The sequence below is a fragment of the Streptomyces sp. NPDC002817 genome (assembly GCF_053592055.1).
The window spans coordinates 216,193-242,040 of record NZ_JBSFUY010000009.1; the positions used below are offsets into that span (position 1 = coordinate 216,193).

Annotated in this window: 25 protein-coding genes; 10 read left to right on the forward strand and 15 right to left on the reverse strand. The window is 71.5% G+C overall.

Annotated elements, in window-relative coordinates; all coding sequences use genetic code 11:
- The first annotated feature begins 108 nt into the window (after window positions 1-108).
- The 4 genes from ACWD3I_RS19975 to ACWD3I_RS19990 all read left to right on the forward strand — a co-directional run bounded on the left by ACWD3I_RS19975 (window position 109) and on the right by ACWD3I_RS19990 (window position 4,267).
- Window positions 109-2,328: an NADP-dependent isocitrate dehydrogenase gene (locus tag ACWD3I_RS19975; RefSeq protein ID WP_451084125.1), complete on the forward strand. Its 2,220-nt coding sequence runs from the start codon at window positions 109-111 to the stop codon at window positions 2,326-2,328.
- A 234-nt stretch (window positions 2,329-2,562) separates the two neighbouring features.
- Window positions 2,563-3,426 carry a helix-turn-helix domain-containing protein gene (locus ACWD3I_RS19980; RefSeq protein ID WP_365405070.1) on the forward strand — a complete coding sequence of 288 codons (864 nt, stop codon included), beginning with the start codon at window positions 2,563-2,565 and terminating at the stop codon, window positions 3,424-3,426.
- On the forward strand, window positions 3,423-3,653 hold the full coding sequence (locus ACWD3I_RS19985) for a DUF397 domain-containing protein (RefSeq protein WP_365405073.1): 231 nt from the start codon (window positions 3,423-3,425) through the stop codon (window positions 3,651-3,653). Before ACWD3I_RS19980 ends, ACWD3I_RS19985 begins: the two co-directional genes overlap by 4 nt.
- Before the next feature lie 23 nt (window positions 3,654-3,676).
- On the forward strand, window positions 3,677-4,267 hold the full coding sequence (locus ACWD3I_RS19990) for a hypothetical protein (protein ID WP_365405076.1): 591 nt from the start codon (window positions 3,677-3,679) through the stop codon (window positions 4,265-4,267).
- A 14-nt stretch (window positions 4,268-4,281) separates the two neighbouring features.
- On the opposite strand, the gene ACWD3I_RS19995 is transcribed toward ACWD3I_RS19990, so the two are convergent.
- The gene (locus ACWD3I_RS19995) at window positions 4,282-4,611 is read right to left on the reverse strand and encodes a DUF5713 family protein (RefSeq protein ID WP_365405078.1); all 330 of its coding nucleotides are present in this window, start codon (window positions 4,609-4,611) and stop codon (window positions 4,282-4,284) included.
- A 47-nt stretch (window positions 4,612-4,658) separates the two neighbouring features.
- On the opposite strand from ACWD3I_RS19995, the gene ACWD3I_RS20000 reads away from it, so the two are divergent.
- Window positions 4,659-5,456, forward strand: a complete 798-nt coding sequence (locus ACWD3I_RS20000; RefSeq protein WP_365405081.1) for an N-formylglutamate amidohydrolase — start codon at window positions 4,659-4,661, stop codon at window positions 5,454-5,456.
- 58 nt (window positions 5,457-5,514) lie between these two features.
- Window positions 5,515-6,738 (forward strand): cytochrome P450, encoded by a 1,224-nt coding sequence (locus ACWD3I_RS20005; protein ID WP_365405083.1) that lies wholly within the window; start codon window positions 5,515-5,517, stop codon window positions 6,736-6,738.
- A gap of 19 nt (window positions 6,739-6,757) precedes the next feature.
- Here ACWD3I_RS20005 and ACWD3I_RS20010 read toward each other — a convergent pair whose 3' ends face one another.
- Genes ACWD3I_RS20010 through ACWD3I_RS20020 form a run of 3 tightly spaced genes read right to left on the reverse strand, consistent with a single transcriptional unit; the run spans window position 6,758 to window position 9,290 of the window.
- On the reverse strand, window positions 6,758-7,240 hold the full coding sequence (locus tag ACWD3I_RS20010) for a hypothetical protein (protein ID WP_451084126.1): 483 nt from the start codon (window positions 7,238-7,240) through the stop codon (window positions 6,758-6,760).
- The gene (locus tag ACWD3I_RS20015; protein WP_046257452.1) at window positions 7,237-7,812 is read right to left on the reverse strand and encodes an RNA polymerase sigma factor; all 576 of its coding nucleotides are present in this window, start codon (window positions 7,810-7,812) and stop codon (window positions 7,237-7,239) included. The genes ACWD3I_RS20010 and ACWD3I_RS20015 overlap by 4 nt, the downstream gene beginning before the upstream one ends.
- Window positions 7,813-7,871: 59 nt before the next feature.
- Window positions 7,872-9,290, reverse strand: coding sequence for a S8/S53 family peptidase (locus tag ACWD3I_RS20020; protein WP_365405086.1), 1,419 nt, complete (start codon window positions 9,288-9,290; stop codon window positions 7,872-7,874).
- Window positions 9,291-9,437: 147 nt separating this feature from the next.
- Here ACWD3I_RS20020 and ACWD3I_RS20025 point away from each other — a divergent pair, with 147 nt between their 5' ends.
- On the forward strand, window positions 9,438-12,002 hold the full coding sequence (locus ACWD3I_RS20025) for a CHAT domain-containing protein (RefSeq protein WP_365405205.1): 2,565 nt from the start codon (window positions 9,438-9,440) through the stop codon (window positions 12,000-12,002).
- An 89-nt stretch (window positions 12,003-12,091) separates the two neighbouring features.
- Here ACWD3I_RS20025 and ACWD3I_RS20030 read toward each other — a convergent pair whose 3' ends face one another.
- Window positions 12,092-13,885 carry a LuxR family transcriptional regulator AbsR2 gene (locus tag ACWD3I_RS20030; protein ID WP_365405089.1) on the reverse strand — a complete coding sequence of 598 codons (1,794 nt, stop codon included), beginning with the start codon at window positions 13,883-13,885 and terminating at the stop codon, window positions 12,092-12,094.
- 94 nt (window positions 13,886-13,979) lie between these two features.
- Here ACWD3I_RS20030 and absR1 point away from each other — a divergent pair, with 94 nt between their 5' ends.
- Both absR1 and ACWD3I_RS20040 read left to right on the forward strand, forming a co-directional pair.
- Window positions 13,980-15,065, forward strand: coding sequence for a beta-glucuronidase AbsR1 (absR1, locus tag ACWD3I_RS20035; protein ID WP_365405092.1), 1,086 nt, complete (start codon window positions 13,980-13,982; stop codon window positions 15,063-15,065).
- Between the two features lie 184 nt (window positions 15,066-15,249).
- Window positions 15,250-15,498, forward strand: a complete 249-nt coding sequence (locus ACWD3I_RS20040; RefSeq protein ID WP_365405095.1) for a hypothetical protein — start codon at window positions 15,250-15,252, stop codon at window positions 15,496-15,498.
- On the opposite strand, the gene ACWD3I_RS20045 is transcribed toward ACWD3I_RS20040, so the two are convergent.
- Window positions 15,492-16,442, reverse strand: a complete 951-nt coding sequence (locus ACWD3I_RS20045; protein WP_365405098.1) for a helix-turn-helix transcriptional regulator — start codon at window positions 16,440-16,442, stop codon at window positions 15,492-15,494. The two genes, ACWD3I_RS20040 and ACWD3I_RS20045, sit on opposite strands and share 7 nt — an antisense overlap.
- A gap of 97 nt (window positions 16,443-16,539) precedes the next feature.
- On the opposite strand from ACWD3I_RS20045, the gene ACWD3I_RS20050 reads away from it, so the two are divergent.
- Window positions 16,540-16,911 (forward strand): hypothetical protein, encoded by a 372-nt coding sequence (locus ACWD3I_RS20050; protein WP_365405101.1) that lies wholly within the window; start codon window positions 16,540-16,542, stop codon window positions 16,909-16,911.
- Here the strand turns inward: ACWD3I_RS20050 and ACWD3I_RS20055 are convergent.
- The 9 genes from ACWD3I_RS20055 to ACWD3I_RS20095 all read right to left on the reverse strand — a co-directional run bounded on the left by ACWD3I_RS20055 (window position 16,890) and on the right by ACWD3I_RS20095 (window position 25,544).
- Window positions 16,890-18,026, reverse strand: a complete 1,137-nt coding sequence (locus tag ACWD3I_RS20055) for an LLM class flavin-dependent oxidoreductase (protein ID WP_365405104.1) — start codon at window positions 18,024-18,026, stop codon at window positions 16,890-16,892. The two genes, ACWD3I_RS20050 and ACWD3I_RS20055, sit on opposite strands and share 22 nt — an antisense overlap.
- Complete coding sequence (locus ACWD3I_RS20060) at window positions 18,019-19,092, reverse strand: LLM class flavin-dependent oxidoreductase (protein WP_365405107.1); 1,074 nt, start codon at window positions 19,090-19,092, stop codon at window positions 18,019-18,021. The genes ACWD3I_RS20055 and ACWD3I_RS20060 overlap by 8 nt, the downstream gene beginning before the upstream one ends.
- Window positions 19,089-20,465 carry an NtaA/DmoA family FMN-dependent monooxygenase gene (locus tag ACWD3I_RS20065; protein ID WP_365405109.1) on the reverse strand — a complete coding sequence of 459 codons (1,377 nt, stop codon included), beginning with the start codon at window positions 20,463-20,465 and terminating at the stop codon, window positions 19,089-19,091. The genes ACWD3I_RS20060 and ACWD3I_RS20065 overlap by 4 nt, the downstream gene beginning before the upstream one ends.
- Before the next feature lie 21 nt (window positions 20,466-20,486).
- The gene (locus tag ACWD3I_RS20070; RefSeq protein ID WP_365405112.1) at window positions 20,487-21,734 is read right to left on the reverse strand and encodes an LLM class flavin-dependent oxidoreductase; all 1,248 of its coding nucleotides are present in this window, start codon (window positions 21,732-21,734) and stop codon (window positions 20,487-20,489) included.
- 33 nt (window positions 21,735-21,767) lie between these two features.
- Complete coding sequence (locus tag ACWD3I_RS20075) at window positions 21,768-21,896, reverse strand: putative leader peptide (RefSeq protein WP_365405115.1); 129 nt, start codon at window positions 21,894-21,896, stop codon at window positions 21,768-21,770.
- Window positions 21,893-22,609, reverse strand: coding sequence for a GNAT family N-acetyltransferase (locus tag ACWD3I_RS20080; RefSeq protein WP_365405118.1), 717 nt, complete (start codon window positions 22,607-22,609; stop codon window positions 21,893-21,895). Before ACWD3I_RS20080 ends, ACWD3I_RS20075 begins: the two co-directional genes overlap by 4 nt.
- Window positions 22,610-22,644: 35 nt before the next feature.
- A complete protein-coding gene (locus tag ACWD3I_RS20085) occupies window positions 22,645-23,667 on the reverse strand; it encodes an ABC transporter substrate-binding protein (protein ID WP_365405121.1) in 1,023 nt (340 codons plus the stop codon).
- Between the two features lie 111 nt (window positions 23,668-23,778).
- Window positions 23,779-24,564 (reverse strand): amino acid ABC transporter ATP-binding protein, encoded by a 786-nt coding sequence (locus tag ACWD3I_RS20090; protein WP_365405124.1) that lies wholly within the window; start codon window positions 24,562-24,564, stop codon window positions 23,779-23,781.
- A complete protein-coding gene (locus tag ACWD3I_RS20095; protein ID WP_365405127.1) occupies window positions 24,561-25,544 on the reverse strand; it encodes an amino acid ABC transporter permease in 984 nt (327 codons plus the stop codon). The genes ACWD3I_RS20090 and ACWD3I_RS20095 overlap by 4 nt, the downstream gene beginning before the upstream one ends.
- Window positions 25,545-25,848 lie beyond the last annotated feature (304 nt).

A 25,848-nucleotide genomic window follows, 5' to 3' on the forward strand; every position in this document is an offset into this window, starting at 1 on the left:
GCGGATGCGCCGCTTCTCGGACAGCGTGCCCGGACCCCTGTCGAGCCTCGGACGTTCAGGAGATATCTTGATGTCGAGCAATGTTGCAGACGTGGAGCGGAGCACCCGGTGACTGACTCGACCATCATCTATACGCACACTGACGAGGCCCCGGCCCTGGCGACGTATTCCTTCCTGCCGGTGGTCCAGGCGTACGCCTCGCAGGCGGGTGTCGCCGTGGAGACGCGGGACATCTCGCTGGCCGGGCGCATCATCTCGGTGTTCCCGGAGTACCTGACCGAGGACCAGCGCATCCCGGACGCCCTGCACGAGCTGGGCGAACTGGCGAAGACGCCCGAGGCGAACATCATCAAGCTGCCGAACATCTCGGCGTCCATCCCGCAGCTCAAGGCCGCGGTCGCCGAGCTGCAGGCGCAGGGCTACGCGCTGCCGGCCTACCCCGACGACCCGAAGACCGACGAGGAGCGGGACATCCAGGCCCGCTACGACAAGATCAAGGGTTCCGCCGTGAACCCGGTCCTGCGTGAGGGAAACTCCGACCGTCGCGCCCCCGCGTCGGTCAAGAACTACGCCAAGACCCACCCGCACCGCATGGGCGCCTGGTCGTCGGACTCGAAGACCAACGTCGCCACCATGGGGCAGAACGACTTCCGCTCCACCGAGAAGTCCGTCGTGATCTCCGAGGCCGGCGCACTGAAGATCGAGCTGGTCGCCGAGGACGGCGCCACCACGGTCCTGCGTGAGTCGGTACCGGTCCTCGCGGGCGAGGTCGTCGACGCGTCCGTGCTGCACGTGGCCGCGCTGCGGGAGTTCCTCACCGCGCAGATCGCCGAGGCCAAGGCCCAGGGCGTGCTGTTCTCCGTGCACCTGAAGGCCACGATGATGAAGGTCTCCGACCCGATCATCTTCGGTCACGTGGTCCGCGCGTTCTTCCCGAAGACCTTCGCGCAGTACGGCGCCGCGCTCGCCGCGGCCGGCCTGACCCCGAACGACGGTCTGGGCGGCATCCACAAGGGCCTGGAGTCCCTGCCGGAGGGTGCCGCGATCAAGGCGTCCTTCGACGCCGAGCTCGCCGAGGGCCCGGCCCTGGCCATGGTCGACTCCGACAAGGGCATCACCAACCTGCACGTGCCGTCCGACGTCATCGTCGACGCCTCGATGCCGGCCATGATCCGCACCTCCGGCCACATGTGGGGCCCGGACGGCCAGGAGGCCGACACCCTCGCGGTGCTGCCGGACTCCTCCTACGCCGGTGTCTACCAGGTCGTCGTCGACGACTGCCGCGCCAACGGCGCCTACGACCCGTCGACGATGGGCTCGGTCCCGAACGTCGGCCTCATGGCGCAGAAGGCCGAGGAGTACGGCTCCCACGACAAGACCTTCGAGATCAAGGCTGCCGGTACGGTCCGCCTGGTCGACCAGGCCGGCAACGTCCTCATCGAGCAGCCGGTCGCCGAGGGCGACATCTTCCGTGCCTGCCAGACCAAGGACGCCCCGATCAAGGACTGGGTGAAGCTCGCCGTCACCCGCGCCCGCGCCACCGGCAACCCGGCCGTCTTCTGGCTGGACGAGACCCGCGCGCACGACGCCAACCTGATCGCCAAGGTCAACGCGTACCTGCCGGAGCACGACACCGAGGGCCTGGACATCCGGATCCTCGCCCCGGTCGACGCGACGAAGCTCTCGGTGGAGCGCATCCGCCGCGGCGAGGACACCATCTCGGTCACCGGCAACGTGCTGCGCGACTACCTCACCGACCTCTTCCCCATCCTGGAGCTGGGCACCAGCGCCAAGATGCTGTCGGTCGTCCCGCTGATGGCGGGCGGCGGCCTCTTCGAGACGGGCGCCGGCGGCTCCGCGCCCAAGCACGTCCAGCAGCTGGTCAAGGAGAACTACCTGCGCTGGGACTCCCTCGGTGAGTTCTTCGCGCTGGTCCCGTCCCTGGAGCAGTACGCGGCGGCCACCGACAACCCGAAGGCCAAGGTCCTCGCCGACACCCTCGACCGCGCCACGGCGACCTTCCTCAACGAGGACAAGTCCCCGACCCGTCGTGTCGGCGGCATCGACAACCGCGGCAGCCACTTCTTCCTGTCCCTGTACTGGGCTCAGGAGCTGGCCGCGCAGACCGAGGACGCGGACCTGGCGAAGGCCTTCGCGGCGCTCGCCGAGACCCTCGCCGCGAACGAGCAGACGATCGTCGCCGAGCTGAACGCCGTCCAGGGCAAGCCGGCCGACATCGGCGGCTACTACCAGCCCGACCCGGCCAAGGCCGCGAAGATCATGCGCCCGTCCACGACGTGGAACGACGCGCTGGCGTCGCTTAGCTGACGCAAGCAGTCCGTGCGGTTCCGCCCCGGTCGGGTTCTCCCGGCCGGGGCGGAGCCGTGTCCGGAGGGCGGCCGTGTGTCCAGCCGGGCCTCGCCGTACGACAAAGAGACTTCCGTGACGCAATTGCGTGAGCCAAATGTCTCAGCCCAACTCCCCGCGGGTACAAGCACCTTGAAGGCGAGGCACACTTGCTTCGAGCAATACTCCACAGCATCGATTGCGAGGGGTGAAGCAATGGCCACGGCCGGGGGACCCACGGTACGGCGGCGTCAGCTCGGCGCGGAGCTGCGGCGTCTGCGCGAGCAGGCCGGCAGGCGGATCGAGGACGTCGCCACCCATCTCGAGTGCTCCATGTCGAAGATCAGCCGGGTGGAGACGGGACAGGCCCCCATCAAGGCTCGGGACGTGCGCGACCTGCTCGAGTGGTACGGCGTCGCCGATCCGCTGCGCATCGAGACCGTGATGCAGATCCACAAGGACGCCCAGCAGCAGGGCTGGTGGGCGCACTACGGGGATGTGCTCCCCTCGGGCATGGCCACCTATGCGGGTCTGGAGGCCGACGCCCGCGTCCTGAGGTCGTACGAGTCGATGGTGGTGCACGGCCTGCTCCAGACCGAGGACTACGCCCGTGCGGTGATCGCCCCGCTGCCGTACAACCAGCCGCACGAGACGGACCAGTTGGTGCGGTTCCGCAAGGAACGCCAGGCCCTGCTCACCCGGCAGCCCGACCCCCTGGAACTGTGGGTGGTGCTGGAGGAGAGCGCGTTGCGCCGACCGGTGGGGGGCAAGGACGTGATGACGGCACAACTGAAGTACCTCGCGGAGGCGGCGGCCATGCCGAACGTCACCCTCCAGATCATGCCGCTCGCGAAGGGCGCGCACGCCGCCCTGTCCGGCGCCTTCTCCCTGCTGGAGTTCGAGCCCCACACGCCTACAGTCGTCTACGTCAACTCCATGGCCGGCAACGTCTATCTGGAGAAGGAGCGCGACGTCCGCACCTTCATCCAGACGTTCGACCTGCTGCGGGCGGCGGCTCCGGATCCGCAGGAGGCGCTCGCCCTGCTGGAACAGCTCACAAGGGAGATACAGAACTCATGAACAAGCAGAACGGCCGGCGCCCGCCGCGGGTCGGTCTCGAGAACGCCGTGTGGCACAGGAGCAGCTACAGCACGGGCAACGGGGCATGCGTCGAGATCACCTTCGTCGAGGAGGTGGTGGCGGTCCGGGACTCCAAGGACACGGACCGGCCGGCCCTCGCCTTCTCGCCACGCGGGTGGCGCGCGTTTCTCGAAACGGCCACCGAAGGCCGCCCGCACCAACGCTGAGAGACCGGCCAGGGGGGCTGACCGTGTACGACGTCCTATCCACCCAACCCGTCGCGTCCGATCCCTTCTACGCGGCGGAGACCTTCTGGGCCGCGGCCGGGGTCGCCGCCACCGTGGTCCTGGGATGGTGCGGGATCTGGGCCGTGTTCCGCACGGCATACCCCCGACGTCGGCTCACCTGCACGGTCAGCCACGACCCGCTGGTCCGCGGCCCCGTCGACGGCAGCCTGGAGATCAGCCACAACGGCACCCCCCTGACCGACCCGCACGTGGTCACGGTGGTGCTCACCAACTCGGGGCGGCGGGACATAGCGAGCAGCGCCTTCGACCGCAGCGAGCCGTTCCGCGTGCGGCTGGGCGTCCCCTACGCCGAGCTGCTGAGCACCGAGTCCCGGCCCGGTGACGCCCAGGCACCCCCGGCCCGGATACGCGGCGCCGAGCTGCGCATAGGCCCCGGACGCCTCGGCTCGGGAACGACGATCACCTACCGCCTCCTCGTCGACACGGTCCCCACCCACGACTTCCGGCACTCCCTGCTCGACGTAAGAGTCCAGTGCACGACCGCGTCGACCCCGCGCGGTCTGTCCCGCACGGTGCCGATGGTGCGGCCCTGAGGCCTCCGCGCACCTCACCAGTCCCGGGTGGCGATCAGCTCCTCGACATCCACGTCCGTGAAACCGTAGGCCTGCGCCACGAACCAGAACTCCTCGGCTATCGCCTCACGCGCGACGGTCTCGATGTCGAAGTCCTCGCCCTCAAGGCCGTTGAACTCCTCGGTGGCCGCCTGCGTCAGCACATACAGCGCGGCCAGATCGGCGGGCCGCTCCGCCTCGATCCGCTCGCACAGGCGCAACAGGATCTCCCTGCCCCGGTCCAGCGCGTGGTCGGGGTAGTAGTCGTCCTCGTAGAGCGCCTTGAGGAAGGGGTGCGCGGTCACCTGCGAGTTGCTGATGTTCATGCTGTGATCGTGCACCACACCACTGACAACGCCCCCGGAGCCGCCGCATGACCTCTGCCGAACCGTCTTTCGAGCTGGTGCCCGGCGCCCAGGGATCCCCCGTGATCCTGCACGTGCCGCACTCGGCGCGGGAGACGCCCGCCGAGGTGCGTGCGGGGATCGTGCTGGAGGACGCCGCGCTGGAGCGGGAGCTGGACCACATCGTCGACGCGCACACCGCGGAACTCGCCGCTCAGGCGGCCGGGGCGTCGCGAGTGGCTCCGTGGCGGTTCGTGAACCGGCTCTCCCGGCTGGTCGTCGACCCCGAGCGCTTCCCGGACGAGCGGGAGGAGATGCTCGCCGTCGGGATGGGCGCCGTGTACACCCGGACGACCCGACGCACGCCGCTGCGGCCCGAGGGCTTCGACCCCGAGCCGTTGATCGCGCGGTACTTCCGGCCGTACGCGCAGGCCATGACCGATGCCGTGACCCAGCGGCTCGCCGCCGCGGGTCGGGCCGTGATCGTCGACGTGCATTCCTACCCCAGCGCACCGCTCCCCTACGAGTTGCACGGCGAGGGGCCGAGGCCGCCCGTCTGTCTCGGGACCGACTCCTTCCACACCCCTCCCGAGCTGGTCGAAGCCGCTCGGGAGGCGTTCGCGGGCTGTGGGGGGATCGGGCTGGACAGTCCGTTCAGCGGGACGTATGTGCCGTTGGAGTTCTACGGCCGGGATCCCCGGGTGTCCGCGCTGATGGTGGAGATCCGGCGGGACACGTACATGAGCGAACCCGGCGGGCCCGCCGGCCCCGGGCTCCGGACTCTGGCGTCGGCCCTCGCCGCTCTCGTCGACGCCGTCACCCGCTGACCTCCGGCTGGAGCACTCCCGCGCGACAGCGCACCACAGGGCCGGTGAGGCTGGGGGCATGACCGAGGAGACCAGCACGCTGACCGGCCAGGACCTGCCCGACGTACGGGACTGGCCCACCCTCGACCTCGACGGCACCGAGTTCGATCCGATCCTTGCCGACCTCATGCGGGAAGGGCCACTGACCCGCATCCGGCTGCCGTTCGGCGAGGGCTGGGCATGGCTGGCCACCCGCTACCAGGACGTCAGGGCGATCACCAACGATCCGCGCTTCAGCCGCACCGCGGGGATGACCCGTCAGGTCACCCGGATCGCCCCGCACTTCAGCCCCCAGCCGGGCTCCCCCGCGTGGGCCGACCAGCCCGATCACAACCGGCTGCGCAGGACGGTGGCCGGCGCGTTCACCGTGAGCGCGATGAAGCGGCTGCGCCCTCGCGCGCAGGAGATCCTGGATCCGCTGGTCGAAGGTGTCCTACGGGACGGGCCGCCCGCCGATCTCGTCGAGCGGGTGCTGGAGCCCTTCCCGGTCGCCGTGATCTGCGAGGTCATGGGGGTGCCCGCCGCCGACCGGGAGCGGATGCACGCCTGGGCGGCGCAGATCGTCTCCACCAAGGGCGGGGCCGAGGCCTCCGCGGAGGCCAAGAAGGGCATGTTCGGCTGGATCGCGGACACCGTCCGGACCCGCGCCCACAGTGCGGGTGACGACGTGTACTCGCTGATCGGCGCGGCCGTGCGGCGGGGCGAGATCAGCGAGGCGGAGGCGGTCGGGCTGGCCGCGCCGTTGCAGATCGGCGGCGAGGCCGTCACCCACAACTGCGGTCAGATGCTGTATCTGCTGCTCACGCGCCCCGAGTTGCTGGAGCGGATGCGGGAACGGCCCGCGGAGCGCGGACCCGTCCTCGACGAACTGCTCCGCTACATCCCGCACCGCTCCTCGGTCGGCCTGGCCCGGATCGCCCTGGAGGACGTCGACCTGCACGGGGTGCGGATCGGGGCGGGCGAGGCGGTCTACGTCTCCTACCTCGCCGCCAACCGCGACCCCGACGTCTTCCCGTCCCCCGACCGGATCGACGCCGACCGCGACCCCAACCCGCACCTGTCCTTCGGCAACGGCGTGCACTACTGCACCGGCGCCGTCCTCGCCCGGCTGCAGATCGAGCTGCTGGTCGACACCCTGCTCGACCGGCTGCCCGGTCTGCGCCTCGCGATCCCGGCCGACCAGGTCGTCTGGCGCCGCAGGACGATGATCCGCGGACCCCGGACGCTCCCCGTGACCTGGTAGGCCGACCCTCGCAGAGGGCTCAGACCCGCAGCCACTCCGTGACCACGACGTCCCCGCCCGCCCGCAGCCGCAGCGCGAAGGGGCCGACGGGCGGCGCGTCGCCGGTGAAGCGACCCATGTCGTCGGTGACCAGGGGTGCGGCCCCCTGCGGACCGGTGAGCACCTCGATCAGGGCCTGCTGGGGCGGGAGCACCTGTCCCAGCAGTTCCTGTCCGGTCACCTCGACGTCGACGGTGACCTCACCCGCGCGGAAGGTCAGCATCCGCGGTGCGTCGACGGCTCCCCGCACGGGGATGGCGTCCACCACCGAGTCGAAGGTCAGCTCGGCGATGCGGGCGTCCATGTCGTGCAACGCGTAGGCCGCCACGGCCATCTCCCGCAGCTGGGCCGGTACCGGATCGAGGATCGAGGCGGCCCTGCGGAGCTCCTCCTCCAGCAGATCGACGTCGAACTCCTCGCCGTCGTGGGCCTCTTCGTCGAAGTCGTCGTGCACGGTGTTCACACCGCCCCCCTTGCTTCCATGCGTGCCCGCAGCCGGCGCAGACAGCGCTGGCGCAGGGGTCCGATGCTGCCCACGGCGATGCCCAGAGCGGAGGAGACCTCCTGGTAGCTGGGCGGCGGTGAGGCCATCAGGATGCGCAGCAACTGCCGGCAGCGGTCGCCGAGTTCCTCGAACTCCTGCCACAGATGACGGATCCGCTCGCTCTGCACGGCCGCCTCCTCGGAGTCGAGCAGAGACTGCTCCGGGGTGCGGTCCTCGCTGACCCGGTCGAGCAGCTGCGGATCGTCCGTGGGCGTCAGTCGCCTTAAGCTCTTGAGCACCTTCAGGCACTCGTGCCGTGCGGTGCTCGCCAGCCACGAGCCGGCCTTCTGCGGTTCACGGATCCGGCCGAGATGCTGGGCGAAGCGGAACCACACCGTCTGGTACACCTCGTGTGCGTCGGCGTCGGACAGCCGGTGCGCGCGCACGACGGACCACACCAGTGGGCTCAGCCCTTCCACGAGCGCCTTCCAGGCCGCAGCGTCACCGTCGACGGCGGACTGGACCAGCGCGCCGACATCTGCTCGGTCCACGGCCCCACCCCTCGTGTACGGCATGTCATCGTACGCCGTGACGGGGGCGAGTTCGGCCTTCACAGTTGTACAGCCGTACTCGGGCGCCAGGTCGGCGGAATGAGCGCGGTGACGTGCGCCCCTCGCACCTCCGCGAACTCGGTGTTGGCCGCGATCAGTTGCTGCCGGGCGGCCCGCGGGTCGCCTTCCTTGTTGGCGTTCATGTACGCGGCCACCATGCCGGCGGCGGCAGGGGTGGCGAAGGAGGTGCCGCTCCAGTGCGCGAAGCCGTCGAACATCACCTGGTCCGGCTTGGCGGGGGTACCGTCGTCGCTCAACACGCCCGCGTGACGGGGGTGTTGGCAGGTGCACAGGTAGCTGAAGTGGAAGCGGCAGGCCTCGTACGTGGAGTGCTGGTACACGTACGGGATCGGTGCGTCGAAGCCGGTGAGGGTGCTGGTGAGGCGCTCGCCGGGGGCGTAGGCGTTGACCCAGGAGCCGTGGTTGCTGAAGCAGGCGCCGTGGTCGCCGTCGGTGCGCAGCGCGCCGATCGACAGGACCGAGCCCGCGTAGTCGGGCAGCGAGGCGTAGGCGGCGGGCCAGAACGGCGTGGCGCTGGCGTTGTTGCCGGCCGCGGCGACCAACAGGGTCCGCTGCTGCCGGAGTTCCCGCATGAAGGCGTCCACGCCGAGCAGGCCGTCGGTGCGGCCGTTGGAGGTGCCCGCGGACAGGCTGATGATGTCGGGCCAGCCGCCCTCGTCGACGGCGGCGAACAGGGCCTCGCCGAAGTCGGATTCGAGGATGGCACCGGCGTCGTTGAGGGTGTTGCGCACGGTGATGTTCGTGTTGGGCGCGATGGCCGCGAGTATCCCGGCGATGAAGGTGCCGTGGCCGACGTACTGGAGCAGGTTGCCGTGCTCGTCGGTCTCGTTGCCGTGCAGGTCGCCCTGGACGTGGCCCAGCAGCGGGACCAGCTGGTGGTCATGGGTGAGGCCGTTGTCGATGACGAGGACGCCGACGGCGCTGTCCGCGTCGTAACCCGCCTCGGCGGGGGCCGGGTTGGTGCCCTGGTTGAGCGGGGCGGGCACGGGCTCGTCGCCGGGACAGGAGTTCACCGCGATCGACACCACGTGGTTGCGGCTGACGAGACGGCGTCCGGCGCGTCCCTCCGGCTCGCGCATGGCGCGCAGGGCGTTGGCGACGGCCCGGTCGGCGCGCCGGTCGCCGTGGCCGGGGTCGCCGACCTCGATACGGGTGATGCCGGAGCGGTTGGTCTGCGGCCCGGCCCGGCGCACTTGATCGCCGCTCAGACCGGTCGCGGCGGTGAAGTGGGTGCGCACGGTGTCCTCGACGAGTACCGCCTCCTCACCGTCCCGGGCAAGTACGACACCCTTCTCGTAGATGAACTCGGCCGAATCGTCGGGCCCCAGTGCCAGGGCGACGTCGGGCATCGAACGCTGGATCTGGTCGAACTGCTCGTTGAAACGCTGTGGTGCCATGGCGTGTCCTCCCACTGGGCGGTGGTCGTCAGTCAGAGTCGCGGGGCCGCTGATTGATACAGCGCCAAACCTGTGTGGCGCACTACCCGGAGCACTACCATCCGTTGAGTGACGGCGAGAAGCGACTCGGTTCTCGAACTGCTGCCCATGGTGTTCGCCGCCCCCAACCAGGCGCTGGCGAGGGCGGAAGAGGTACTCGGCTCCGATCCTCTACCGCTGCACGCCTCCGTCGCCCACCAGGTCATCGGTATCTGGCAACGGGACTGGGGCGACCTGAGGATCGCGCTGGAGCATCTGCGGCGTGCCCGCGATCTCGCGGCGCGGGCGGAGTCGGCCGACCGCGAGGCGGATGTGCTGGCCGCCCTCGGTGTGGCGCTGGTGCACGCGGGCCGGACCCGGGAGGGCCTGGACGCGCTGGAGCGGGGTGTCGCGATCGGCAGCGGACACACCCGTGCGCGTGTCCTGTTCCGCCGCGCCTTCGCCTCGTGGGTCCTCGGCCGGCACCGGGAGGCGCTGGAGGACGTACGCCGGGCGATCCCGGTGCTGCGGCAGGCGGACGACGTGATCTGGACCGCTCGGGCGCTCACCCTGCGCGCGACCGTGCATCTGGCGCTGGGCGCGGTGGAGCGGGCGGATGCCGACTTCGCCGCGGCCGAGACGCTGTGGGACACCACCGGGCAGGACCACGACAAGGCCGACGTGGTGGAGAGCCGGGGTCTGGCCGCGTTCCGGTCCGGGGACGTCCCGGTCGCGCTGCGGCTGCTGGACGAGGCCGAGGAGCGGTACGCCAAGCTCGGCACGCCGTCCTTCATGCTCTACATCCGGCGCTGCGAGGTCCTGATGGCCGCCGGGCTCGTCCCGGAGGCGCTGGCCGAGGCGGACGCGGCGATCGGGGTGCTCGACCGGATCGGCGGGCAGTCCACCCGCAAGGCGGAGCTGCTGCTGGCCGCCGCGCGCGCCGCCCGCCTCGCGGGCGATCCCCATACGGCGATCGCGCGTGCCGCGCTCGCCGTGCGGCTGTTCGCCGCGCAGCGGCGACCCTGGTGGGAGACGCATGCCCGGCTGGTGCTGATCGAGGCGCGGGTCATGGCCGGGCGTGGTTCGGGCCGGCTGGTCGCCGACGCGGCCGAAGTGGCCGAGCGGCTGGCCTCGTTCGGCGCACCGGCCGCGCCGGAGGCCTCGTTGCTCGCGGGCCGGATCGCGCTCGGGCTGGGCTGGACGGCCGACGCGGAACGGCATCTGGCCGTCGCGGCCCGCAGCAGGCACAGTGGTCCGCCGCTGGCCCGGATGACGGGCTGGGCGGCACAGGCGCTGCGGGCCCGGGCGGCCGGGTCGGGGCGGGGCGTACTGGAGGCCTGCCGGCGCGGCCTGGACGTGCTCGACGACCACCGGATGACGCTGGGCGCCGCGGAGCTGCGGGCCCGGGCCACCGCCCAGGGTGCCGAACTCGCCGCGCTGGCCCAGCAGGCCAGTCTCGACTCCGGTCCGCGCCGGCTGCTGGTGTGGAGCGAGCGCTGGCGGGCCACCGCGCTGTCCACGCCGCCCACCCGTCCGCCGGCCGATCCGACGCTCCTCGGCGATCTGACCGCGTTCCGCGAGATCGCGGCCCGCGCGGAGGGGGCCCGCATGGAGGGCCGCCCCGTGCCGGCGCTGGATCGCGAACAGCGCCGGCTGGAGCGGGAGATCCGCTCCCGGACCCTGCACATCCGCGGGGACGCACCCGGCTACGGCAGCCGGTTCGACCCGGCGAGGCTGCTGGAGCGGCTGGGGGACGAGATACGTCTGGTCGAACTCGCCGTGCTGGACGGGCGTGTCCAGGTGCTGCTGTGCGGGCAGGGACGCGTGCGGCGGTTCGAGGCGGGGCTGCTGGCGGACGCGGTGACCGAGGCCGAGCATGTGCAGGCGGGGCTGCGGCGGCTGGCCCACCCCGGGGCGGAGGCACGGCTTCCGCTGGTGGCGGAGGCGGGGCGCCGCCTCGAGGAGCTGTTGCTCGGTCCGGCGGCGGCACAGCTCGGGTCCGGCCCGGTCGTCGTCGTCCCCCCGGGCCGGCTGCACCGGGTGCCGTGGGCGCTGTTGCCGTCGTTGCGGGAGCGGGTGCTCAGCGTGTCCCCGTCGGCGAGCGGCTGGCTGCGGGCCCGGGAGACCGAGCCGCCGCCCGGTGGGCGCCAGGTGCTGGTGCGGGGGCCGGGGCTGGCGACCGAGGGCGCCGAGGTGCCCGAACTGGCGGACCGGTACGGCGGGTCGACGGTGCTGGAGGACGACGACGCGCGCGTGCCGCGGGTGCTGGAGGAGCTCGACGGGGCCGCTCTCGCGCATATCGCCGCGCACGGCACGTTCCGGGCCGACAGCCCGCTGTTCTCGTCGCTGCGGATGGCGGACGGCCCGCTCATCGTGCACGACTTCGAGCGGCTGGACCGCAGCCCGTACCGGATCATCCTGTCCTGCTGCGACACCGCCCGCTTCGCGTCGGTCGGCGCCGACGAGCTGCTCGGCCTGGTCACCGCGCTGCTGCCGCTGGGTACCGCGGGCGTGGTGGCGTGCACGGCGCCCGTCAACGACGCGGCGGTGGTGCCGCTGATGCTCGCGCTGCACAAGGGGCTCGACGCGGGGCTGTCCCTCGCGGAGGCGCTGCGCGACGCGCGGGCCGCGCTGCCCGGGGACGCCACGCATCAGGCCACGGGGTGGGCTTTCTCGGCGTTCGGTGCGGCCTGAGGTCCTGCGGGGACAACGTCGCGGCGAGGATGTGGCGGCCTGACCCCTCCCCCGATCACGGGGGTCAGACCGCCGGTCCGTGGGCCGGCTCAGGCCGGCTGTGCGTCGGGCAGTTCCACGAGCCACGGCAGTGCGCCCCGGCCGCCCGCGCCGAGCCGGGCGTACGCGCTGTAGAGGTGGTTGCCGACGGTGCGGATGGACAGGGTCAGCTTCTCGGCGATCTGCCGGTTGCTGAGGCCGGCGGCCGCGAGGGTGACGATCTGCCGCTGGCGGGCGGTGAGTTCACCGAGGACGAGACCGGACAGGGCCGGGGTGCGGGCCCCCTGGCAGCGGCGTGCCAGGGCGACCGCACGGGTGCGTGAGGTGCGGGCGGCCCGGGGGTCGCTGTGGACGTGCACGGCCTGGGCACAGGCCTCGGCGGCGAAGAGCAGGAACCCCCGCTCCTCCAGCCGCTCGGCCGCCCGGTCCAGGGCCGGACCGTCACCACGGGTGAGCGCGTCGGCGTGCAGCGCGAAGACCCCCGCGCCGGGCGACTCGCCGGGGGCTCCCAGGCGTACGGCGTCGTAGGCGTCGGTGACCGTCTCCAGGGCCGCGTCGAGGTCGCCGCGTGCGGCCGCCAGCCAGGGCGCCGTGCGGGGGTCGGTGCGCACCCGGGTGTCCGCGCCGGTGTCCGTCATCTCGCCGGACTGCAGGACGGCCAGGGCGAGTTCGGCACCGCAGGCCGGATCGCCCGCCGTGTCCCGCAGGCCCTCCCTCGCCCAGGCAGCCGCCTCCCGCAGCTCTCCCCGCAGCCGCGCGAACCCCGCGCGCACGGCCGCGTACCAGGACGGCACCGGCTCGCCCTCCGCGACGAGCCACTCCCCCACTGGTGCGTACAAGGTCCGTACGTCGGCCCGTTCCATCCCCCGCGACAGCTCGGCCGCCTCGTCCTCCAGGGCCGCCTTGCACTGCTCCGGCGCACGGGCGAGCCGCCGCGCCCGCAGTCGGCCGGCCGCCGCCCGCAGGACGGGACCGTGCAGGGGGTGGGCCAGGCATACGCCGCCGTGGTCGTCGACCCGCACCAGGCCCTCGGCCTCCAGGTCCTCCAGGACGCGCAGGTCCAGTCCGTCCATGTCCAGCGTCAACGGCTCGGCGAACGCGAGGAGTTCGAGCGTCTCGCGCTCCGGCCGGTCCAGGACGCCGGCCGTCCGTTCCCGCACGGTCGCCGTCACGGGCACCGGCCCCCGCCACGCCCACTCGTCCGAGCCCGGCAGCCGGCCCAGCAGCCCGCCTTCCCGCACGGCGCCGACCACCTCGCGCATCAACCGCAGATCCCCCCGGCACAGACGGTGCAGCCGGTTCACGGTGAGCGGCTCCAGCCCGCCACCGACGCCCGCCGCCAGCAGCTGGGCCGTCTCCTCGTGGGGCAGTGGCTCCAGAGCGAGGCGGGGCAGCAGCTCACCGGTCCACAGCCGGGACACCGCGCCCGGGACGCGGACGCCGTCCGTGGCCACCACCAGGAGCCGGGTGCGGCCGTGCACCGCGAGCTGGTGGACCAGGGCGGCCGAGGCGTCGTCGAGCAGGTGCGCGTCGTCCACCAGCAACAGCCGTACAGCGGAAAGCAGTTGGACGGCCCGGTGCAACGACACCGTCTCGGGCAGCAGATGGGCGAACGCGGCGAAGGGGATGTGCCGGGTCTCGGGCGTCCCGGCCACCCTGGCGCAGTCGGTGCCGCGTACGGCCTCCGAGACGAGCCGGGTCTTGCCGCAGCCCACCGGACCGGTCACCACGATGCCGTGGTGACCTGCGGCCGAGGACCGGCGGATCAGCTCCAGTTCGTCCTCCCGGCCGGTGAACGGCCAGGGCAGTTCCAGGGTCTTCGCATCGCGTTCGAAAGTCGTCACGCAGACAAGAGCCCGAGTACTCACGTCTGATACACAGGGACTTGAGTAGCCCTCGACTCAGGCGCCCACGGAGCACCGACGGCACTCTTGGCGCATGACCTCCCGCTACTGCTCCCTCGCGCAGCAGCCGGCCCCCGCCTTCACACCGGGGCTGGCCGCCGAGAGGCTCAGTGCGCTCATCGGCGGAAGCCGGATGTGGGTCAACAACACCGTGCTGCACTACCACTTCTTCGACGGCGAGTCCGATGCCTCGGTCATCGCCGTACCGGGCAGCGGGGCGACCCGGCGGGTGTCGTGGGTCGGCGCCAAGGAGCAGCGGGACGTGGTGCGCGAGTGCTTCCAGGAGTGGCAGGACCTCGGCGTCGGCGTCACCTTCGCCGAGGTCGGCGACCGCGGCGAGGCGGAACTGCGCATCGGGTTCCAGCTCGGCGACGGCTCCTGGTCGACCGTGGGCAAGGACGCGCTGCGGGTCGGACTGCACGAGCGGACCATGAACTTCGGCTGGGACCTGACCGCGCCCGGGGAGCGCGGGACGGCCCTGCACGAGATCGGGCACGCGCTCGGCATGCACCACGAGCACCAGAACCCGTTCGCCGGGATCCACTGGGACGACGAGGCCGTCTACGCCGACCTGGCGGGCCCGCCGAACTTCTGGACCCGGGACAGGACGTTCTTCAACATCCTGCGCAAGCTCGACGGGCGTGAGGTGAACGGTTCCGTCTGGGACCCGCAGTCGATCATGGAGTATCCGTTCTCGGCGGGGCTGATCCTGGAGCCGGAGCAGTTCCGAGCGGGTCTGAACCCGCCCGGCGCTCTCTCGCCCTCCGACAAGGAGTACGTCCTGCGCTGGTACCCGTCGGCCGGACCGTCGCGGCCGCCCGGACTGGTGCCGTTCCGTTCGGCCCCGCTCGGTCTGGGCCCGGGCGAGCAGGCCGACTTCACCGTCGAGCCGCCGGAGACCCGCGAATACAGCGTGGGCACCTTCGGCGACAGCGACACCGTCGTGGTGGTCTTCGAGGAGCGGGACGGGGAACCCCGCTATCTCGCCGGCCACGACGACGGAGGAACGCCGCACAACGCCACCGTCAAGGCCCGTCTCGTCAAGGGCCGTCGATACTTCGTCCGTGTGCGCCTGTACTCCGCGTGGGGTTCGGGGGAAACCGCGGTCATGTGCTGGTGACAGCACGTACAGGCCGCACACGGGCGATGCCGGCCACTGTCCGGCGCCGGGGGAAGCGGCGGCGACAGTCTCCTTCGGGGGAGGGAGACTGTCGCCGCCCACGCCATGTCCGGAGCACCGGCCTCCGCCGGACGTGCTGCTCGCGGCCGTTGCCGCCGCCGGACCGCCCGCCTAGGATCCGCTCATGCTTGCTTCGGACGGTGGCACGGGCGATGAGCTGCGGGGCTTCCTTCTGATCGTCCTGTGGCTGCTGCCGATCACGGCGGGGCTGTGTGCGGTGTCCTGTGGGGTGTTCTTCGGCGCCGGACGCAGGCTGCGGGCGGCCGGTGAGACGTATGCCGCGACGGCCAAGGCGCGCAACGCCGTGGCGACCGGGATGCTCGCCGTGTTCCTCGCCGCCTGCTGGGGTGCCGCTGCCCTGATGGTTCAGTAGCGGGCGGCTGTCCGGCGTGCCGTGTCCGCCACCGACTCCCTGACCTCCGGCGGTCCGAGGACCTCGGCCTCCGGGCCGAAGCCGAGCAGTCGGCGGCAGGCGGCCTGCGGGTCGTCGAAGTGGAGGTCGAGCCGGTACCCCTCCCCGTCCGGAGTGGCCCGGGCGGCCGCCTCCGCGTCGCCCAGGACCGCCGGCAGAGCGGCCAGGCCCGCCTTCGACAGGCGTACCGTCACCCGGAGTCGGTCCAGGCTCGCCTCGAACTCGGCTGTCCAGCGCGTCCAGAACTGCGCCAGGTCGAATCCGTCCGGGCGCAGGAAGGTCTCCGGGAGTGAGGCGGCGTGGGCGATGCGCGCCGCTCGATGGGCCCGAACTCCCTTGTGGGAAGCGGCGATCAGGTACCAGACGCCCGCCTTGGCGACGAGGCCGAGCGGTTCCACGGTGCGTTCGCTCGTCCGGCCGTCCCGGCCCGCGTAGGTCAGACGCAGGCGGCGGTCCCGACGTACGGCATCCACCAGCACGGGCAACGCCGGGATCGTTTCGGCGGGCCTGAACCAGGCCTGGCTGTCGATGTGGAAGCGGCTCGCGGCCGCGCGGGTGTCCTCGCGGCCGGACGCCGGCAGTGCCGCCAGCAGTTTGAGCCGGGCCTGCGCCAGCGCGTCCCCCAGCGCGATCCGCTCCAGTGGGCCGCCCGCGGAGACGGCCAGCAACGCCGTCGCCTCCTCCGCGCTGATGCCGAGCAGCGGACTGCGCCAGCCGTCCAACAGCCGGCATCCGCCCCCGGGACCGCCTCTCGACACCACCGGGACGCCGGCCGCGCCGAGCGCCTCCAGGTCCCGGTAGACCGTGCGCACCGACACCTCCAGCTCGACGGCGAGTTGACGTGCCGTCACCTGGCCCCGGGACTGCAGGCACAGCAGCAGGGACAGCAGACGGTCCGCTCGCATCCCGTGGTTCCCCTCATCGGCGTATGACTGACAGAGGATGTCAACCATGGGGCCGTAGCGTCTCCTTCGCCCGGCCCTCGACCCAGGGAGACAGCACATGATCACCGGTTACGTCCTCGGCGAGAGCCTGCGTCCCGGCGCCGAGTTCGCCCCGCGGGGCCTGCGCATCCGTGCGGTGAAGCGGCTCGACGTCTCGACGAGCGCCGCGCAGGGGCAGCCCCCTGTGTGGACGCTCGTGGAGTGGGAGGCCGAGGAGAGCGCCGCCCAGGAGATCGCCGACGCGCTCGCCGGGGCGCTGGAGCCGGCGCACGGGTGGTACGCCGACTTCACCGCCGGGGACGAGCGTGTCGTCGTCTTCGCCGGGAGGGTCTTCCGTTACCGGCGCGGGGACGAGGCGGGCCGTGCCGAGGCGATCGCCCACGGCAGGTCCGTGGGCACGCCCGGGCATCAGCTCGACTGGGCGGAGTGACCACGCTTGCGCCACTCCTCGGCGAGCAGTTCGTAGGAGCGCACCCGGTCGGTGTGGCCGTGGGTGATGGTGGTGATGAGCAACTCGTCGGCGTCCGTGGCCTCCTGGAGCTGTTCGAGGCGGTCGGCGACCGCGGCCGGGGAGCCGACGAACTGGGTGTCGACGCGGTCCTGCACCAACTCCCGGTCCTCGTCGGTCCATGTGTGGGCGCGGGCCTCGTCCGGCGTCGGGAACCGGATGGCGCCTTCGGCGGTGCGGATGCTGCGGACCCACGGGCCGTACCCGGTGGCCAGTTCACGGGCGGTCTCGTCGTCCTCGGCGACCACGACGTCGGCCGACACGCTGACGTACGGCTTGTCGAGGATGTCGGAGGGCTCGAAGAAGGACCGGTAGCCGTCCACGGCCTCCAGGACGGTGGCCGGGCTGACGTGGTAGTTCGCCGCGAACCGCAGGCCCCGCGCCCCCGCCGTCTCGGCGCTCGTGCCACCGCTGCTGCCCAGGATCCACAGCTCGACGTCGGCGCCCTCGCCCGGCACCACGTGTGCCTCGATGCCCTCCGGGGAGCGGTAGGTGCCGGCCAGCAGGGCGAGGATGTCGTCGATCTGCTCGGCGTACTCCTGCGACTCGGCACCGGGCAGCAGGAGCAGTTTGCGCTGGAGGCCGATCCGGGGTGAGCCGAGGAGGCGGGCGAAGGAGAAACGGGGCGGGATGAGCAGGCCGTTCGGGGCGCGGCCCTCGACCTCGGAGGAGTCGGCCGGCTTCTCCGCCGGCGGCCGGCCGCCCGAGCGGCCCAGGCCCAGGTCGAAGCGGCCCGGGTGCAGGGCGTCGAGCAGGCCGAACTCCTCGACCGTGTTCAGCGCGGTGCGGTGACCGAGCTGGACGGCGCCGGAGCCGAGCCGGATCGTGGAGGTCGCGGCGGCCGTCAGGGCGAGGACGACCGCCGGGGACGTGCCGGCCACGCCCGGGTTGAGGTGGTGTTCGGCGAACCAGTGGCGGGCGTAGCCGAACCGCTCGGCCTGCTGGGCGAGGTCGATGGAGTTGCGCAGGGCGTCGGCGGCGGTGGAGCCGGTCGAGATGGGGACCAGGTCCAGGACGCCGAGGGGGATCTCAGGCATGGGCGGACTCCTCCCGTACGGGTCCCCAGGGGAACGGCGGGTCCGGGATGTCGCGCCGCAGCACCGGCGTGACCGCGGACTGGAACAGTTCCAGGGAGTCGCGGTGCTGAGTGTCCGTCAGACCACTGGCGTCGGCGTGCAGATGAAGGACTGTGTGCCCGAACTGCTCGTGGTAGCGGTTCACCTTCTCGATGACCTGCTGCGGGCTGCCGATCAGGGCGGAGCTGCGTTCGACGAACTCCTCCACGGTCTCGAAGACCACCGGCAGGCCGAACTGCTTCTGGAACGCCAGGGTCGACTCGAAGATCGGCCGGTAGATCCTCAGCGCCTCCTGGGAGGTGGGCGTCACCAGGAGCCCTGCCGTACCGGCGCCGACCGCGATCCGCGCCGGGTCGTGCCCGTAGTGCTCCCAGCGCTCGCGGTAGTGGCGGATCAACTCGGCGTACGGCTCGATGGGGTTGGTGACGTTGGCGGAGAACAGCGGGTCGCCGTAGCGGGCGGCGAGGTCCACCGACTCCTTGCTGGTGGCGCTGCCGTGCCAGACCCGGATCGGCCGCTGGTAGGGCCTCGGCCACACCTCGGCGTCCGTCAGCTCCGGCCGGAAGCGGGTCTTGGCGGTGACCTTGTCCTGTCGCCAGATCTTCCGGAAGACCTCGTAGCTCTCGGCGTTGCGGTCCCACTGGTCCTCGGGCGTGACCTGGAACAGCTCACGCTGGGCGGAGCCGTTGCCCTTGCCGATGATGAGGTCGAGGCGGCCCTCGGAGAGGTGGTCGAGGGTGGCGTAGTCCTCGTAGGCGCGCACCGGGTCGAGCAGGCTCAGGGTCGTGACCGCCGTGAAGAGCCTGATGCGCTTGGTCAGGGCGGCGATGTGGCTGAGCACGACGGTCGGCGAGGAGGAGATGAACGGCCGCTCGTGCCGCTCCCCCGCACCGAAGCCGTCGAAGCCCAGCTCCTCGGCCAGCACGGCGTTGTCGAGCACCTCGCGGAACCGGTCGTGGGTCGACTTCTGGATGCCGGTGACCGGGTCCGGGCGGTGCACGATCAGCGTGATGGCGAGGAACTTCACGACGCCACCCGCTGCTCGTCCCGTGTCTCGTCCGGGTGGGCCAGGCCGAGGTGGTCGCGCAGGGTCGGGCCCTCGTACTCGGTGCGGAACACGCCCTGTTCCTGGAGCAGCGGGACGACTTTGTCGGCGAAGACGTCGAGGCCGGTCGGGGTGATGTGCGGGACGAGGATGAAGCCGTCGCCGGCGTCGGCCTGGACGTAGTCGTTGATGGTCTTCGCGACCGTCGCCGGGGAGCCGACGAAGTTCTGCCGGTTGCCCGACTCGATCACGAGGTCACGGATGGACCAGTTGTTGGCGGCGGCGAGCTCGCGCCATTCGCGGGCGGTGGCCAGCGGGTCGCGGTACATACGGACCTGAGCGCGGCCCTTGGCGATGTGGTCGCCGCTGACGTCCGGGTCGATGTCGGGGAGCGGGCCCTCCGGGCCGTAGGAGGACAGGTCCCGGTTCCAGACGAACTCCAGGTGCTTGAGGGCGGTGGCCCCGCTGACCTGCTGGCGGCGGACCTCCTTGGCGAGTTCCTCGGCCTCCTCGTCGGTGTCGCCGAGGACGAAGCTCGCGGCGGGCAGGATCAGCAACTGGTCGTGGCGGCGGCCGTACTTGGCGAGGCGCTTCTTGACGTCCGTGTAGAAGGCCTGGCCGCCGTCCAGCGTGGCGTACCGGCTGAAGATGGCGTCGGCGCTCGACGCGGCGAACTCGCGGCCCTCCTCCGAGTCGCCCGCCTGGAAGACGACCGGGCGGCCCTGCGGGGAGCGGGGGACGTTGAACTGGCCGTGGATGTCGAAGTGTTGGCCGGTGTGGACGAAGGAGCCGGCCTTGGCGTCCCGCAGGAACTCACCCGAGGCCTGGTCGGCGAGGATCTCGTCGCCGTGCCACGAGTCGAAGAGCTCGTTCGTGGTGGCGAGGAACTCCTTCGCGCGGGAGTAGCGCTCCTCCTGCGGGAGGAAGCCGCCGCGGCGGAAGTTCTCGCCGGTGAAGGCGTCCCAGGAGGTCACCACGTTCCACGCGGCGCGGCCGCCGGAGAGGTGGTCGAGGCTGGCGAACTGGCGGGCCACCTCGTAGGGCTCGTTGAAGGTGGAGTTGATGGTGCCGGTCAGACCGAGGTGCTCGGTGACGGCGGCGAGCGCGGCGAGGATCGTGAAGGTGTCGGGTCGGCCGACGACGTCCAGGTCGTAGATCTGGCCGCCCTGTTCGCGCAGCCGCAGGCCCTCGGCGAGGAACAGGAAGTCGAACTTGGCGCGTTCGGCGGTCCGCGCGAAGTGGGCGAAGGAGCTGAACTCGATGTGGCTGCCGGCCTCGGGGTCGCTCCACACGGTGGTGTTGTTGACGCCCGGGAAGTGGGCGGCCAGGTGGATCTGCTTCAGCGGCTTGGTCATGGCTCTGACGGTCCTTCCGGCTCAGGCGGCGTAGCGGTTGGCGGGGCGGGCGAGGCCCAGCAGACCGCGCAGGGTGTCGGCCTCGTAGGCGTCGCGGAAGGCGCCGCGGCGCTGGAGTTCGGGGACCAGGCCCCGGGTGACGGCCGGGAGGTCGTGGCCGAGGACGGCGGGGCGCAGCCGGAAGCCGGTCAGCCCGGCGGACCGCAACTCCTCCAACAGATCGGCGAGTTGGGCCGGGGTGCCGGTGAAGATGCGGGCGTCGCTCTCGTACGGCTCTCCTGCCGCGGCGTCGAGGCGCGCACGGCGTGCCGCGGCGGCCGCGGGGTCGTCGTCGAGGAAGACCACCAGGTCCCCGAAGATGTGCAGGGGTTGGCCGGCGCGGCCGGCCGTCTCCTGCTCGGCACGGATCTCGGCGACGATCGCCCCGGCCTGGTCGGCGTCGTGCGGGGTGACGTAGCCGACGTCGGCCTGCCGGGCCACCAGCCGGTAGGGAACGGTCTGGTGCGCGAGGGCGGTGACCAGGGGCTGGCCCTGCGGCGGGCGCGGGGTGATGGAGGGGCCCTTGACGCTGAAGTGCCTGCCCTCGAAGTCGATGTAGTGCAGCTTGTCGCGGTCGATGAAGCGGCCGGTGGCGACGTCCCGGATCTCCGCGTCGTCCTCCCAGCTGTCCCAGAGCCGGCGGACGGCCTCGACGTGGTCGGCGGCCTCGTCGAAGAGGTCGCTGACGAGTTCCTGTCCGGCGGGGCTCTGGAGCTCGGCCAGGCTCAGCGCCGGGACGGTGCGGCGCCCGAAGTGCTCGGCCTCGTCCGGGCGGGGCGAGATCTGCACGCGCAGCCCGGCCCGGCCGGTGCTGACGTAGTCCAGGGTGGCGATCGCCTTGGAGATGTGGAACGGCTCGGTGTGGGTGGCGATCACGGTCGGCACCAGCCCGATGTGCCGGGTCAGGGGCGCGACGCGGGAGGCGATCAGTACGGCGTCCAGGCGGCCGCGGACCTGGTCGGTGCGGCCGTCCAGCTCACCGAAGACCGAGGACTGCAGGCCGAGGCCGTCCTCGAAGGTCACGAAGTCGAGCAGGCCGCGCTCGGCCTCGGCGACCAGGTCGGCCCAGTAGCCGGCGGTGAACACGTCCCGGGGGCGGGCGGCCGGCTCGCGCCAGGAGGCCGGGTGCCAGCCGGTGCCGTCGAGGGCCACGGCGAGGTGCAGGGAGGAAGAAGGGGACACGAGTGGGTGCCTTCCTGGAGATCCGTACGAGATCACCGGCCCGGGCATGCGGCACTCAGGGCACGGTGGCGGAGAAGGAGGTCAGGGGCGACAGAGGGCGCCGGCGACACGCTGGAGGTCGATGTAGGGCCGGGAGTGCAGAAGGAGTCGGTCGATGTGCCGCACGTCCCTGCCTCCCGCCCTGGTGGTGCGTGTCGCGTCGCCAGTCACAACGCCCTCGCCCGGGCATCTGTTCCTGGCGTGCGTACCTGGAGGATGGTCGTCCGGCGGCGCAGGGTGAAGCCGATCGACTCGTACAGCCGGATCGCGGTGGCGTTGTTCGCGGCGGCGTGCAGGAACGGGGTCTCCCCACGCTCCCTGATGCCCGCCGCGACCGCGCGCACCAGCCGGGTGCCCAGTCCCCGGCCGCGGTGTGCCGGGTCGGTGCAGACGGCGCTGATCTCGGTCCAGCCGGGCAGGTGGAGCCGTTCGCCGGCGAGGGCGACGAGCCGGCCGTGGTGCCGGATGCCGAGGTAGGTACCGAGGTGGACGGTGCGGGCGAGGAAGGGCCCGGGTCTGGTGCGGGCGACCAGGTCCAGGATGTCGGGTACGTCGCCGGGGCCGAGCCGTACGGCCTCCGGGGTGGGTTCGGCCCGCAGCCGGGTGTCGACGAGCTGGACGCCCTGGCCGCCGCCGACGACGTCCCATCCGTCGGGGACGCTCTCGACTGCCTTGACCCGGGCGGTGGTTGCCGGGCCCAGGAGGGTGTGCAGGTCGTTCCAGGCGGCCGGGTCCGCCGGGTCGGCGAGCGCGGCGAACGCGTACACGTCCGCCGGGTAGCGCGCCGCCCGGCCGATCCGTTCGGCGAATCCGTCGTGAGGTCCGTCCAGTGCAGCCCAGACGGGATTGTCCAGAGGGTGGGTATCGATGCTCTGCCGGACCACGACGGCCCTTTCTCACAAGAGGTGTTGACGGATGATCAGGAGTTGGTCAGGGGCAGCCCGGGCGGGTTCACCTCGGACTTGGCGACGGCCTCGCCCGAGAGGTTCCAGGCCTTGAGCCACTTCGCGTACTGACCGTTCTCGATCAGATGGTTGATCGCGGCGGCCAGCGGCTTCGCGAGGCCGCTGTCCTTCTTGGCCGTCGCGGCGATCAGGCCCTGAAGGGTCTCACCGGCACCCGAGAACTGGCCCGCGACTCGGGTCGCCTGGGGCGTTTTCGCGGTCTGCGTCGTGTGGTACGAGAGGTTCGGGCTGGGGCCGAAGTAGGCGTCGATCTTGCCGCTGTTCAGCGCCAGATAGAGGCTGTTGGTCTCCTGGAAGTACTTGACGGTGAGCTTCTTGCCCTCCTTCTCCAGCTTCGCCTTCCACTCCAGGAGGAGCTTCTCCTGGTTGGTTCCGTTGCCGACGGAGACGGTCTTGCCGGCGAGGTTCTCGTAGTTGTTGTCGAAGTTCCAGGTGTTGTCCTTCTTCACCTCGAACGCGAGATCGTCCTTGCGGTAGGAGGCGAACTCGTACTTCTGCTTGCGCTCCTCGGTGTCGGTGACGTTGGAGAAGGCCACGTCGACCTTGCCGCTGTCGAGTCCGATGAACAGGTTCTCCCACGTCGAGCGCTGCACCTGGGCGTCGAGTCCGAGGACGGCGGAGACCAGGCGGGCGAGGTCGATCTCCGAGCCGGTGAGCGTCTTCTGGTCGCTGCCGACGAAGCCGAGCGGCGGGCTGCCGGAGGGCAGGGTGCCGGACCCGATGACCAGCTTGCCGCTCTTCTTGATGTCGTCGGGCAGCAGGGAGCTGATGGACTTCACCTCGGCGACCTTCAGGGCGGTCTCGGTGGCCGCGCCGTTGGAGAGTCGGCCCACGGTCACCGTGCCGGCGGTGTCGGAGGTCGTGGTCGCGGCGTCACTCTCGCCCCCGCAGGCGGCGAGCCCGGTGGCGAGGGTGACGACGGCGGTGGCCGCGGTGATGCCCCGTATCAGGCTGCGTCGGGAGAACTGGGTAGGCATGGCTGTCCTTTGTGGCTGGGAGAGGGTGGTGAGGGTGATGCCGTGGGGGAAGTCGTGGGGGGGAAGTCGTGGGCGGTGCCCGGAACACCGCGTGTCAGAACCCCTCGCGGGTCAGAGCACCTTGCTGAGGAAGTCCCGGGTCCGCTCGTGCCGCGGCCTGTCCAGGACCTCGGCGGGCGGGCCCTGTTCGACGATCCGGCCGCCGTCGATGAAGACGACCCGGTCGGCGATCTCCCGGGCGAAGCCGATCTCGTGCGTGACGATCACCAGGGTGGTGCCGCTCTTCGCGAGGTCCTTGATGACGGCGAGTACCTCGCCGACGAGTTCGGGGTCGAGGGCGGAGGTGGGCTCGTCGAAGAGGATGACGCCGGGCCGCAGCGCGAGGGCACGGGCGATGGCCACGCGCTGTTGCTGTCCGCCGGACAACTGCCGCGGATAGGCGGCCGCCTTGTCGGCGAGGCCTACCCGGTCCAGGAGTTCACGGGCGAGTCGCTGGGCCGCGGTCCGGTCGAGCTGTCCGGTGGCCGCCGGGGCCGCGGCGACATTCTCCAGCACGGTCAGATGCGGGAAGAGGTTGAAGTTCTGGAAGACGAACCCGATCCTGCTGCGCTGAGCGAGGATGGCACGCTCGCTCAGCTCCTTGAGCCGATCGCCGTGCCGGCGTACGCCGATCAGTTCGCCGTTGATGCTGACGTGGCCGATCTCCGGCTTCTCCAGGTGGTTGACGACCCGGAGCAGGGTGGACTTGCCGGAGCCGGACGGGCCGAGGATCACGGTGACCTCGCCGGGCCGCACGGTCAGGTCGACGCCGTCCAGGACCCGATGGGTCCCGTACCACTTGTGCACGTCATGGACCTCGACGGCGGCGGGCACGGCCTTGACGGTCGCGGTGGTCATACGGCGGCCTCCCTGCGGATACGGGCGCGCAGGTCGGTGAGGGCGGTGCGCAGCTTCTGCAACGGGGTCGGCGGCAGGGTGCGGGTGGCGCCCCGGGCGAAGTACCGCTCGACGTAGAACTGGATGACGGAGACGACCGTGGTCAGGATGAGGTACCAGACGGTGACGACCAGCAGCAGCGGCACGATGTCGCCGGGGTAGGTGGCGCCCATCGTCTGGGCGGCGCCGAACAGGTCGAGCAGCGAGACGTAGAACACCAGCGAGGTGGCCTTGACCAGGTCGATCAGCTGGTTGACGTAGTTCGGTGTGATGGAGCGCAGGGCCTGCGGGAAGACGACCTTGCGGAACTGGTAGCCCTTCGGCAGCCCGAGTGCGGCGGCCGCCTCGTGCTGGCCCTGGTCGACGGAGAGGATGCCGCCGCGGACCGCCTCGGCGGCGTACGCCGCCTGGTTCAGGCTCAGACCGACGACGGCGACGGCGATGTCGGTGGCGAGCCGGGACTCGTCGAAGGTGAAGAAGGCCGGCCCGAAGGGGACACCCACGCTGAGCGTCTGGTACAGGGCGCTGAAGTTGTAGAGGAAGAGCAGGATGACGATCAGCGGGATGGAGCGGAACGTCCAGATGTAGATCCAGCTGACCGCCCGCAGGACGGGGCTCTTCGAGAGCCGGGCCAGTGCGAGGACGATGCCGCCGAGGAGACCCAGCACCGCGCTGTATGCGGTGACTTCGAGAGTGATCAGCAGTCCGTCGAGGATCGTCGGCCGCAGGAACCAGTAGCCGAACCGGTCCCACTGGTAGAAGGGGTTGGACACCAGGCCGTGCACGAACTGGGCCGCGAGGACCAGGACGACGGCGGTGGCGATCCAGCGTCCGGGCCGCCGCAACGGCAGAACTCGCTGCGCGGTCAGCTGTTGTGACGGGGTGTCGGAGATCGGCGGTGGCTCCGTGACGGAGACAGCGGCGCCTGGGGGTTCACTCATGAGGGGCTCCGGCGGGATCGGATCCCCGGACACGGCGCACGGGACGTGGCTACGACGGCCGTTCTGGGGCAGGTCGTGGCACACGGGGACGCACGGGAACCGGGGGCTGGGCGGACAACGGCGCACCGCGCGGGCGGTGTTCGTCGGGAACGCGGGGGCTGCGGAGGGGGACGTCAGCCCCGACAGCGGGCTCGGCCCGGTGCGGTACACAGTGCGCTGTTCACGCGCAGGAGGTCGACGGAGCGATCGGCGACAAGGAGGTTCGCGTACGGCGGTACGCAGCTCGAGGCACGGCGCGTGGCCG

What these genes read in the sequence shown, in the direction of transcription:
- ACWD3I_RS20055 (WP_365405104.1), bottom strand. Translation starts at nt 18,026, where the DNA reads ATGCCTGAGATCCCCCTCGGCGTCCTGGACCTGGTCCCCATCTCGACC.
- ACWD3I_RS20005 (WP_365405083.1), top strand. Translation starts at nt 5,515, where the DNA reads ATGACCGAGGAGACCAGCACGCTGACCGGCCAGGACCTGCCCGACGTA.
- ACWD3I_RS20070 (WP_365405112.1), bottom strand. Translation starts at nt 21,734, where the DNA reads ATGCCCGGGCCGGTGATCTCGTACGGATCTCCAGGAAGGCACCCACTC.
- ACWD3I_RS20020 (WP_365405086.1), bottom strand. Translation starts at nt 9,290, where the DNA reads ATGGCACCACAGCGTTTCAACGAGCAGTTCGACCAGATCCAGCGTTCG.
- ACWD3I_RS20090 (WP_365405124.1), bottom strand. Translation starts at nt 24,564, where the DNA reads ATGACCACCGCGACCGTCAAGGCCGTGCCCGCCGCCGTCGAGGTCCAT.
- ACWD3I_RS20040 (WP_365405095.1), top strand. Translation starts at nt 15,250, where the DNA reads ATGCTTGCTTCGGACGGTGGCACGGGCGATGAGCTGCGGGGCTTCCTT.
- ACWD3I_RS20045 (WP_365405098.1), bottom strand. Translation starts at nt 16,442, where the DNA reads ATGCGAGCGGACCGTCTGCTGTCCCTGCTGCTGTGCCTGCAGTCCCGG.
- ACWD3I_RS20065 (WP_365405109.1), bottom strand. Translation starts at nt 20,465, where the DNA reads ATGACCAAGCCGCTGAAGCAGATCCACCTGGCCGCCCACTTCCCGGGC.
- ACWD3I_RS20025 (WP_365405205.1), top strand. Translation starts at nt 9,438, where the DNA reads ATGGTGTTCGCCGCCCCCAACCAGGCGCTGGCGAGGGCGGAAGAGGTA.
- ACWD3I_RS19985 (WP_365405073.1), top strand. Translation starts at nt 3,423, where the DNA reads ATGAACAAGCAGAACGGCCGGCGCCCGCCGCGGGTCGGTCTCGAGAAC.
- ACWD3I_RS19995 (WP_365405078.1), bottom strand. Translation starts at nt 4,611, where the DNA reads ATGAACATCAGCAACTCGCAGGTGACCGCGCACCCCTTCCTCAAGGCG.
- absR1 (WP_365405092.1), top strand. Translation starts at nt 13,980, where the DNA reads ATGACCTCCCGCTACTGCTCCCTCGCGCAGCAGCCGGCCCCCGCCTTC.
- ACWD3I_RS20000 (WP_365405081.1), top strand. Translation starts at nt 4,659, where the DNA reads ATGACCTCTGCCGAACCGTCTTTCGAGCTGGTGCCCGGCGCCCAGGGA.
- ACWD3I_RS20095 (WP_365405127.1), bottom strand. Translation starts at nt 25,544, where the DNA reads ATGAGTGAACCCCCAGGCGCCGCTGTCTCCGTCACGGAGCCACCGCCG.
- ACWD3I_RS20085 (WP_365405121.1), bottom strand. Translation starts at nt 23,667, where the DNA reads ATGCCTACCCAGTTCTCCCGACGCAGCCTGATACGGGGCATCACCGCG.
- ACWD3I_RS20050 (WP_365405101.1), top strand. Translation starts at nt 16,540, where the DNA reads ATGATCACCGGTTACGTCCTCGGCGAGAGCCTGCGTCCCGGCGCCGAG.
- ACWD3I_RS19980 (WP_365405070.1), top strand. Translation starts at nt 2,563, where the DNA reads ATGGCCACGGCCGGGGGACCCACGGTACGGCGGCGTCAGCTCGGCGCG.